Origin of the sequence: Kutzneria chonburiensis, from assembly GCF_028622115.1 — a bacterium.
Taxonomy (GTDB): Bacteria; Actinomycetota; Actinomycetes; order Mycobacteriales; family Pseudonocardiaceae; genus Kutzneria; species Kutzneria chonburiensis.
In genome coordinates this window covers 3,607,209-3,616,829 of record NZ_CP097263.1, presented here as the reverse complement: position 1 = coordinate 3,616,829, position 9,621 = coordinate 3,607,209, and the positions used below count along the sequence as shown (strand labels likewise).

The 9,621-nt window shown below is 69.8% G+C and carries 9 protein-coding genes; 4 read left to right on the top strand and 5 right to left on the bottom strand.

All coding sequences use genetic code 11. The features are described from left to right. Nucleotides 1-2: 2 nt before the first annotated feature. Nucleotides 3-1,889 carry a S8 family serine peptidase gene (locus M3Q35_RS16130; protein WP_273942605.1) on the top strand — a complete coding sequence of 629 codons (1,887 nt, stop codon included), beginning with the start codon at nucleotides 3-5 and terminating at the stop codon, nucleotides 1,887-1,889. Next, entirely contained in the window at nucleotides 1,847-4,453 is a 2,607-nt protein-coding gene (locus tag M3Q35_RS16125) for a ricin-type beta-trefoil lectin domain protein (RefSeq protein ID WP_337960634.1), read from the top strand. The genes M3Q35_RS16130 and M3Q35_RS16125 overlap by 43 nt, the downstream gene beginning before the upstream one ends. 90 nt (nucleotides 4,454-4,543) lie before the next feature. On the opposite strand, the gene M3Q35_RS16120 is transcribed toward M3Q35_RS16125, so the two are convergent. Beyond that, nucleotides 4,544-4,810, bottom strand: coding sequence for a hypothetical protein (locus M3Q35_RS16120; RefSeq protein WP_273942604.1), 267 nt, complete (start codon nucleotides 4,808-4,810; stop codon nucleotides 4,544-4,546). A 75-nt stretch (nucleotides 4,811-4,885) separates the two neighbouring features. Then, nucleotides 4,886-5,119, bottom strand: coding sequence for a hypothetical protein (locus M3Q35_RS16115; RefSeq protein WP_273942603.1), 234 nt, complete (start codon nucleotides 5,117-5,119; stop codon nucleotides 4,886-4,888). Nucleotides 5,120-5,228: 109 nt separating this feature from the next. On the opposite strand from M3Q35_RS16115, the gene M3Q35_RS16110 reads away from it, so the two are divergent. Beyond that, complete coding sequence (locus M3Q35_RS16110; protein WP_273942602.1) at nucleotides 5,229-6,431, top strand: cytochrome P450; 1,203 nt, start codon at nucleotides 5,229-5,231, stop codon at nucleotides 6,429-6,431. Between the two features lie 11 nt (nucleotides 6,432-6,442). Beyond that, a complete protein-coding gene (locus tag M3Q35_RS16105; protein WP_273942601.1) occupies nucleotides 6,443-7,051 on the top strand; it encodes a TetR/AcrR family transcriptional regulator in 609 nt (202 codons plus the stop codon). Here the strand turns inward: M3Q35_RS16105 and M3Q35_RS16100 are convergent. The 3 genes from M3Q35_RS16100 to M3Q35_RS16090 are packed head-to-tail and all read right to left on the bottom strand — an operon-like array spanning nucleotide 7,048 to nucleotide 9,537. Beyond that, nucleotides 7,048-7,749 carry a nitroreductase family protein gene (locus M3Q35_RS16100; RefSeq protein WP_273942600.1) on the bottom strand — a complete coding sequence of 234 codons (702 nt, stop codon included), beginning with the start codon at nucleotides 7,747-7,749 and terminating at the stop codon, nucleotides 7,048-7,050. The two genes, M3Q35_RS16105 and M3Q35_RS16100, sit on opposite strands and share 4 nt — an antisense overlap. A 34-nt stretch (nucleotides 7,750-7,783) precedes the next feature. Then, on the bottom strand, nucleotides 7,784-8,629 hold the full coding sequence (nadE, locus tag M3Q35_RS16095) for an ammonia-dependent NAD(+) synthetase (protein ID WP_273942599.1): 846 nt from the start codon (nucleotides 8,627-8,629) through the stop codon (nucleotides 7,784-7,786). 14 nt (nucleotides 8,630-8,643) lie between these two features. Then, the gene (locus M3Q35_RS16090; RefSeq protein ID WP_273942598.1) at nucleotides 8,644-9,537 is read right to left on the bottom strand and encodes an RNA polymerase sigma factor; all 894 of its coding nucleotides are present in this window, start codon (nucleotides 9,535-9,537) and stop codon (nucleotides 8,644-8,646) included. Between the last annotated feature and the right edge of the window lie 84 nt (nucleotides 9,538-9,621).

Sequence of the window (9,621 nt, the reverse complement as noted above, 5' to 3'; positions counted from 1 at the left end):
ACATGGCGACACACAGACGCGCGGCCGCGTTGGCCGTGGGGGTGGCGTTGGGGGTGGGCGGTCTGGGACTGCCGGCCGTCGCCGCCCCATCTCAGCCGGCGGCGATTGCCGGACCGGTGACCGCGGCCAAGCCGAACACCTTGGTGCCCAAGGACAAGGCGGGCAACCTGGTGCTCTATGTGGACGGTCAGCAGGCCGCCGCGGCGGTCGCCGCGGTCGGCGGCTCCGTCGCCATGGGCCGCAACGGCCGGGTCGAGGCCAAGGTGCCCGCGGCCAAGGTCGCGGACCTGGCCAAGCAGCCCGGTGTCGCCGCCATCCGCCCGCCGGACCGGATCGTGCCGATGGGCGACATCGACCCGGAGGGCCTGGCGGCGTCCGGCGCCAACCAGTGGATCAACGCCGGCATCAAGGGCGCCGGCGTGAAGGTCGGCATCATCGACCCGGACCTCGGCGGGCTGGCCGACGCGCAGGCCGCGGGCACGCTGCCGGCGCAGATGCCGGTGAACTACGGCAACTGCCAGGCTGATCCGCCGGCGACCGTGCAGCACGGCACCTCCGTCGCGGAGGTCGTGCACGCCATGGCCCCCGACGCCCAACTGTTCATCGCCTGTGCCAGCACCTCCATGGAGTTCGGCACGGCCGCGTCCTGGTTGCAGCAGCAGGGCGTGCAGGTGATCACCGCCGCGATCGGCATGTTCACCTCCGGCCGCGGCGACGGCACCGGCGACCCGGGCAGCCCGGCCGACGTGGTGCGCACCACCAGCCAGGCCGGCATCCTGTGGTCGGTCGCGGCCGGCGACAACGCCAAGACGCACTACTCCGGCCAGGCCACGACCAACGCCAACGGCTTCGTCACCTACGACGGCGGCACCGGCGCCAACAACGGCTTCGCGCTGGCCAACGGCCGCACCGCAACGGTCGGCCTGCGCTGGGACGCCTGGCCCAAGACCACCCAGGAGTTCGACCTCTACGTGGTCAAGGGCACCACGCCGCCGACCGGTCCCACGGACCCGAACGTCGTGGCGTACGCGGCCAACAACCAGGCCAGCACGCCCGGCGGCGGCGAGCCGACGGCCGAGGTGACCTTCACCAACAACACCGGCGGCACCAACACGTTCTCGGTGTACATCAAGAACGTCAACGCCCAGCCGAGCACCCGGCTCGACCTGTTCGTGTCCGGCCCGGCCAAGGACAACCCGATCCAGTACGCCACCGCCGCCGGCAGCATCACCGAGCCCGCGACCTCCCCGTACGCGATGGCGGTCGGCGCGACCACGCCGACGTCCGGCCAGCTGGAGACCGACAGCAGCCAGGGCCCGACCATCGACGGCCGGATCAAGCCGGACATCACCGGCTACGACCACGTCAGCACCTCCTACTGGGCCAACGGCACCTTCGCCGGCACCTCGGCCGCCTCGGCCACCATCGCCGGCGGCGCGGCGCTGCTGAAGTCGGCCGTGCCCAGCCTCGACCAGTCGCAGCTCAAGTCGGCACTGCAGGCGCGGACTTCCCCAAGCACAACGACAACCAGTGGGGGAGCGGGCAGTTGGTGCTCGGCTCGCCGACCGATCTGCCGAAGTCCAACAACTCGAAGTACATGCCGCTGGCCAAGCCGGTGGCGATCGAGGGCCGCGGCTACGCGCCGAACGAGGTCGGCACGGTGGCGCTGGCGTCGAACGTGCCGGCCGGCGCCACTGCCGTCGTGTTCAACCTGGCTGTACGGACGAATCCGTCGGCCGGTCCGAACGTGGACAGCGGTATGGACGTCTACACCGGCGATCCGGCCACGTCGACCAGTCGTGCCACCACCGTGCGGGTCTCCCCGGCCAGCGGCTTCGTGTCCACCATGGTCGTCGCGCCGATCACCAGCGACCGGGCGGTGCGGCTGAAGGCCGGGCCCGGCAACGTGTTCGACAACTTCGACCTGCTCGGCTACTTCAGCCCCGACGGCGCCAACGGCTACCTGCCCGAGCCGCAGCCGGTCCGCGTGCTGGACACGCGGGGCTTCAACGGCAGCCCGCGCAAGACCGCGCTGGCCGCCAACGAGACGTACCCGATTCCGGTCCGCGGCATCGCCGGCGTGCCGACATCGGCCGCCGCCGTGCTGGTGAACCTGACCGCTTCGGAAGCCAGCAACGGTGCCGCGCTCGGCATGTTCGCCACCGACTCCGCCGGCACCTCGCTGAACGTCAACCCGAACGAGAAGCACTCCAACACCTCGATCGTGCCGATCGCCTCGGACGGCACCATCAAGCTGCGCACCACCGGTGTCGTGCAGGCGACCGTGGACGTGATCGGCGCGTTCACCCCCGACGCCAACGCGGCGTCGTTCGTCGCACTGCCCGAGGCCACCCGGATCGCCGACACCGCAACGGGAACCGGCGAGCGCACCACTGCCATCGGCCAGGGCGAGACGGCCAACTTCCAGATCGCCGGTCTGTCCGGGATTCCGCGGTCGGCCACCGGCGTGGTGCTGCGGGCCAGCGGCGAGGAGGACACCCTCGGCACCGACCTGTCGGTGTTCCCGCAGGAGGCTGGTTCGCTCAAGGACACCACGCAGACCATGCGGCAGCGGGAGAAGATGTCCTCGACCGCGTTCGTGCCGTTGGGCGCCAGCGGCAAGGTCGGCGTGCGCAACGACCGCGGGCAGGCCCAGGTCGCGCTGGACGTGGCCGGCTACTTCGTCGGCGGACCGGCGTTCAATGCCGGTAACACCGACTGTGCAGGGCCGCTCAACGAGGCCGGTTTCACCGCGGTCTACGACGGCCGGCTCGAGTCCAATTCGGTCGGGTGGCGCACCTTGGGCGCCAAGGGCCTCACCGACGACGGCTGCACACTGTCCACCTCGGACGGCACGGGCGTGTCCTGGTACGGCGCGCGCATGATGGGCGAGAGCTACACCGTCAAGCTGGACTACAGGCAGGACGGTGAGGGCGACGGCGCCGATGTGCTGATCGGCTTCGCCGACCCCGGCACGGATGCCACTTCGCCGCTCAAGACCGGCGTAGGTGTCCACATCGGACTCACGTCGGCCTCCGGGACGTCCATGACCGGTTCGATCCTGCCGTTCGTGGACGGCAGCGCCAAGGCCGCCGCGCAGAAGGCGGCCGGGCAGTGGAACACCTACGAGATCTCGGTGGACTGGCGGACCGTCACGGTGAAGCTCAACGGCACCCAGGTCAACCAGTACAGCACCGACGGCAGCCGGCTCTACGGTCAGTACATCGGCCTGGCCAATGCCCCGGCCGGCGTGCACTTCCGGGATGTCAGGGTCAAGCGCGACCAGCCGATCCGGGTCGGGCAGTTCGTCGGGGCCAATGGTCGGTGCCTGGATCTGTACAACGCCAGCCCGGACTCCACCGGCACCACCAACGGCATCCAGATGTTCGACTGCAACCCCACCAGTGCACAGGTGTGGGCGCAGACCGCCGACGGCGCGCTGACCAATGCCGGCAAGTGTTTGACCGCGTTGAACAACGGCACCGCTGCCGGTACACAAGAAGTGCTCGCACCGTGTGTGCCGCAGGCCAGCAACCAGGTGTGGGTGATCCGTGGCAACGGCACCATCGTCAACCCGCGGTCCGGGCGCTGTTTGACGCCCGCGTCCACCAGCAACCAGGCCGTGTTGCAGTTGCAGGACTGCACCGGCCGGTCCGACCAGGTGTGGCGGGCGCCCGATCAGCATGGTCAGAACAATCAGCTGACCGATCCCGGCGGCAAGTGCCTCGACGTCAAGAACGGCGATCCCCGGCTCAATGCCGTGCAGGTCTGGGATTGTTACCACAACCAGGCCCAGAGTTGGATCACCCCCGGCGACGGTACCCTCCACGCCGAGGGCAAGTGCCTTACCGTCAACAACGCCGCCACCACCGCCGGCACTGCTGTGATGTTGTGGCAGTGCAACCCCGGTGACGCCGGCCAGCAGTGGGCTTCCCGGCCCGATGGCACTGTCCTCAACCCCAACTCCGGCCGTTGCCTGACCGGCGCGTCCGACACCCTCGGCGCCGTCTTCACCATCCAGGACTGCACCGGCACCGCTTTGCAGCAGTGGCGCATGAGCGCCCAGGCTCTGTGGACCGGGGCAATCGTCGGCGTCGGCGGCAAGTGCGCCGACATCAAGGGCGAGAACCCCGCGAACTCCACCGTCTGGCTTTGGGACTGCTACGGCTCTTCCGGTGAGCAGTGGACCACGTGGGGCGATGGGCGTCTTCAGTCCATGGCCAACTGCATCGACATCCGCAGCGTCGCCAACGGCACCCCCATCGGCGTCACCACTTGCGGTTCCGGCAGTCAGCAGTGGGCTTTCCGCCCCGACGGCGCCATCGTCAACACCTACGCCGGCCGGGTCCTCGACGACCAGTCCGGCGTGCTCACCAACGGCAACCCTTTGCAGATCTACGACTTCGTCGGCACGCCCCAGCAGCGCTGGGCCATCCCGCTGAGGCCGAGCTAGCCGCAGGGCGGTGAAGGGGAGGGGTCGGCCACCCAGGCCGACCCCTCTTGCTTTCGTCGCCCGCAGCCTCGCAACCCACCCACCGCTCCGCTATCCCTCCGCAAAGTGTCGTGAATCCTGAACAGCGGTCATGAACTTGGTCCAGATCGGCCAGGGAATCGTGCTGTCGAAGAAGCGGAGCGTGGCGTTGTCAGGCGGCGCTGGTGTGAATGGGCCGTCGGGCGTGAGGTCCGGGATCACGAGGCAGATGTAGGCCGACGCGGACAGGCCGGTCACTTCGTGGTGCCATGCGTCCTCCGGAAGGCAGTAGGTCGAGATGTACTCGAACATCTGCCCGTCGTGCTCCCAGATCGCCATCCGCTGAGCATCCCCCAGCTCGCGCGCTTGCGGCGAGCGGTTTACTGGTGCGTAGCCGGCAGGATTGGGTACCGGTTACCGGGATGTGTGCGGTGAAGTCGTGGGTCGCCAAACGCCGATCTGGACGTAGCCCAGCTCATCCAACAGCAACAGGTTCAGCCGGGCGTAGCGGCCGATGATCCGCGAGAGCGCCCGGTCATCCGCGGCTTCGACCAGTTCGCTGATCAGATGGGCGGACCTGGCGGCCCTCTGCCCCGGCGCCGGGCCGCCCGGCTCCGCTTGGGTCCCCCGGTCCACCGGCTCTGCCACTCGTCCCTACCCCCCACCCGGCTTTGCCCGCGCATCCCCCCGCTGCCCACCCCTCCTCGATTTAAGTCAGGCGCTTGACTTAAATCTACCTCGGGTCTTCACTGGGAACGTGGAGAATCTGAGCTATCCGCTGCCCCGGCCGGCCGCCCTCGAACCGCCCGCTGAGTGGGCTGAGCTGCGAGAACGGTGTCCGGTTGCCCATGTCACGCTGCCGAGCGGGGACGGGGCGACGCTGCTGACCCGGTACGCGGACGTGCGGCAGATCCTGTCGGACGACCGGTTCGGCCGGCGGCTGGATGCGCCGGACGCGGCGCGGCTGTCGGACACGGAGTCGGGCGGGCTGTTCAACAGCGAGATGTCGACGGTGCTGCCGCAGCAGGGACCGGACCACCTGCGCTGGCGGCGGATGATCAGCAAGTGGTTCACGGCGAAGCGGGTCATGGCGCTGCGGCCGGGTATCGAGGCGATGGCCCACCAGCTGATCGACGAGATGCAAGCAAAGGGCACGCCGGCGGACCTGAAGTCGGGCCTGGCCTTCCCGCTGCCGGTGTGGGTGATCTGCGACCTGCTCGGCGTCCCCTCGACCGACCGCGACCGCTTCTCGCACTGGTCGGACAACATGCTCAACCTGACGCGCTACACCCAGCAGGAGACGGACACGGCCATGCGCGAGTTCGCGGCGTACATGGCCGAGCATGTCGCGGAACGCCGCCGTGAGCCGGGGGACGATCTGCTCAGCGAGCTGGTGCGGGCGACGGACGCGGAAGGGCAGCCGATGTCCGACGCGGTGCTGGTCGCGACCGGGCAGGGCCTGCTCGCGGCGGGGCACGAGACGACGGCCAACATGATCGCCAAGATGACCGGCATGCTGCTGGCCGACCGCACCCGCTGGGAACGGCTGCTGGCCGACCGGTCCCTGGTCCGCACGGCCGTCGAAGAGGCGCTGCGCTTCGACGCCAACCTCGGCTTCGGCATGGTCCGCTACGTCGACGAGGACGTGGAGGTCGGCGAGGAGCGGATTCCCAGCGGCACCACGGTGTTGTGCGACATGGCGGCGGCCAACCGGGACGAGACGGCGTTCGCCCGGGCCGACGAGATGGATCTCGCCCGCACGCCCAACCCGCACCTGACCTTCGGCGCCGGCCCGCACTCCTGCCTCGGCCAGGCGCTGGCCCGCATCGAGTTGCAGACGGTGCTCGACGTGCTGCTGGACCGGGTCCCCTCGCTGGAGCTGGCGGTGCCGGCGGAAGATCTCCGTCGAGTGGAAGGCTTGGTGGTCGGCGGGCTGAGCGCCCTGCCGGTGCGATGGTGAGGAGCTGATCGGTGCGGGCGCAGGCGACACGCGAGGCGATTCTGGCGGCGGCGGAACGGCTGTTCGCCGAGTACGGCGTGATCGCTGTGTCCAACCGGCAGATCAGCGAAGCCGCGGGGCAGGGCAACAACACCGCCGTCGGCTACCACTTCGGCACCAAGGCGGACCTGGTGCGGGCCATCGTGCGCAGGCACATGGCCGAGATGGAACGGCTGCGTGCAGTCATGGTTGACGAAGCCGTCGACTCCATCGACCTGCGGGTCTGGGTCGCCTGCCTGGTCCGGCCGTCGACCGCGCACCTCGAAGCGCTCGGCAGCCCCACCTGGTACGCGCGGTTCGCGGCCCAGGTGATGACCGATCCCGACCTGCACGGCGTGATGGTCGACGAGGCGCTCGCCTCGCCCAGCCTCCAGGCCGTGCTCGACGGCATCAACCGGTGCCTGCCCGACCTGCCCAAGCCGGTACGCGCCGAACGGGACGACATGGCGCGGCACCTGATCGTGCAGATGACGGCCGAGCGGGAACGCGCGCTGGCCGAGAACCGCCCGACGCCCCGGTCCAGCTGGCACGACGCCGCAACCGGGCTGATCGACGCGATCGTGGGGCTGATGCGGGCCTAACGTGGGAGAGCGCTCTCCGAGTTCTGGCTGATCACCACCAGGGCTTCGGAGAGCGGTTTCCGACGCAGGTCGGGCACCTCGCAGTCGTCGGCCGGATAGCCGACCGGGAACAGGATGTACGGCCGTTCGGTGGCCGGCCGGCCGAACAGCTCGGCCAGGAATGCCATGGGATTCGGCGTGTGGGTGAGGGTGGCCAGACCCATCTCGTGCAGGGCGGCGATGAACAGCCCGCAGGCGATCCCGACGCTCTCGTTCACGTAGTAGTTCTTGCGCAGCGAGCCGTCCGGCCGCGGCGTGCTCTTCTGCGCGAAGGCCACGACCAGCCAGGGAGCGCTCTCCAAGAACTCCTTGTGCTCGTCGGTCTCCAGCCGGGCCAGCGCGGCATGCCACTCCGGGGCGTCACGCTCACGGTAGAAGCGGCGTTCCTCGTCCTCGGCCGCGACCCGGACCTGGCGCTTCAACGAGGGGTCGTCGGTCGCGACGAACGTCCACGGCTGGAAGTGAGCGCCGCTCGGCGCGGTGTTGGCCGCACGCACCGCAAGCTCAATTGCCTGCTGTGGCACGGGATCGGACGAGAACCAACGCACTGAGCGGCGTTCGTCCAGCCGACGGTAGAAGTCCTCGCCCCGCCGCAGCGCGTCGTCGTTCGACGGCCGGGCGGGGCGGTAGGGCACGAAGGGATGCTCATGACGGCGCACGTGATCAACCCTGGCACGCCGCCGCGGCAGGGGTCTAGCTCTGCTGCCACCAGTTGTCGAAAGGGGTGACCGGCACTGAACGCTTGTGTCGCGTAGCGATAAAAACCGACTCCACCCGGGCGGCGACCTCGGGCGCGACGTCCGTGTTCTCCAGGTAGTCGTCGATCTCGGCGTACTTCAGGCCCAGTGCGACCTCGTCCGGCAGCGCCGGCCGCTCGTCCTCCAGGTCGGCGGTCGGCACCTTCTGCCACACGCTCGGCGGCGCGCCCAGCTCCTGCAGCAGGGCCGCGCCCTGGCGCTTGGTCAGCCCGGTCAGCGGCGTGACGTCGACGCCACCGTCGCCGTACTTGGTGAAGAACCCGGTGACCGCCTCTGCCGCGTGGTCCGTGCCCACGACCAGCAGGTTCAGCTGCCCGGCGATGGAGTACTGGATGACCATCCGCTCACGGGCCTTGATGTTGCCGCGCACGAAGTCCCGCAGCTTCGGCTCGTCGCCCAGCAGCTCACGCAGGCCCTGTGCGGACTCGGCGGCGACGGCGTCGGCGCTCGGCTTCACGTTCACGGCGATCGACCTGTCCGGCTGGATGAAACGCAGCGCGATCTGCGCGTCCTCCTCGTCGGCCTGCACCCCGTACGGCAGCCGCACCGCCACGAAGGTCGCCTCGTGGCCCTCGGCCCGCAGCTCCTCGGCCGCCAGCTGGCACAGCTTGCCGGTCAGCGTGCTGTCCTGGCCGCCGCTGATACCCAACACGAACCCCTTGGCCGGGGTGGAACGCAAGTAGTCCTTGAGGAAGTCGACCCGCTGCCGGATCTCGACCTTGGGCTCGACGGTCGGCTTGACACCCAGTTCGGCGAGGATCTGCTCCCGTAGGTTCACCATGCCCGCACCCTAGATCAGTTGCCCAGGGGAAGCTTGAGCGGCAGGTCGGGCAGCGGCGGCAGCGTCTTCGGCAGCTTGCTCAGGACGTCCTTGACCACGTTGTCCACGTTCGGCACCACTGCACGGGCCTGTTCAACGAGGTGGGACGTCGTGGTCGTGACCGGCGGCGGGGCGGCCGGTGTTGGGGCCGAGTCGGTGGTTGTTGTCGTAGGGACCGTTGTGACAACAGTTGTTGTCGACGGGACGGCGGGTGGCGGCGTCGTGGTGGGGGCGGTGGTCATCGCGACCGGCGCTTCGGCACGCGGCGGGGACGGCTGCGGCACCGGGGACGTCGGCATGAGCATCACAGCGGCGACCGGTGCGGCAACGGCGGCGCAGGCGAGCGGCGCGGCGAACCGTTGCAGGGCCCGCGCGCAGCACACACCGACCGGCAGCACGATGGCGATGCGCAGCTTGCGCAGCCGGCGGCGGGCTCGGGTGAGGTGCGACTCGACGGCCCGGGCGCTGAGCCCGAGCTCCGACGCGACCTCGGTCGCCGACTTTCCGTCGCCGATGGCCGCGCAGACCTCCTGCGTGGTGACCGGCAGCTCGGTCATGGACTGGACCAGCCAGCGTGCGAGGTCGCGGTCGGCCACGAGCTCGGCGGGATCGGCCGGGGCGATGGCCGACGGCTCCCGTTGCCCGGCGACACGTTCCCGGGACCGCCGCCGGAGCTGGTCGATCAGCCGCCGCCGGGACACCGTCGCGACCCAGCCGGCGGGGGTGCGCACGGACGCCGGGTCGTCCACCTCGAGCAGTTCGACCAGTGCCTCGTGCACGCAGTCCTCGGCCTCCTCGACGGTGGCCCCGGCGGCGAGGCACTGCCGCAGCGCGTGGGCCCGCACGGTGCCGTACTCGTCGACGGTCATGACCCTCCCTAGATCGATCCGGAAGTTAACACGGGCGACGTTCCGGGATCGCCTGGTGATCGATCGCCATCTCTTTTGCGGGTT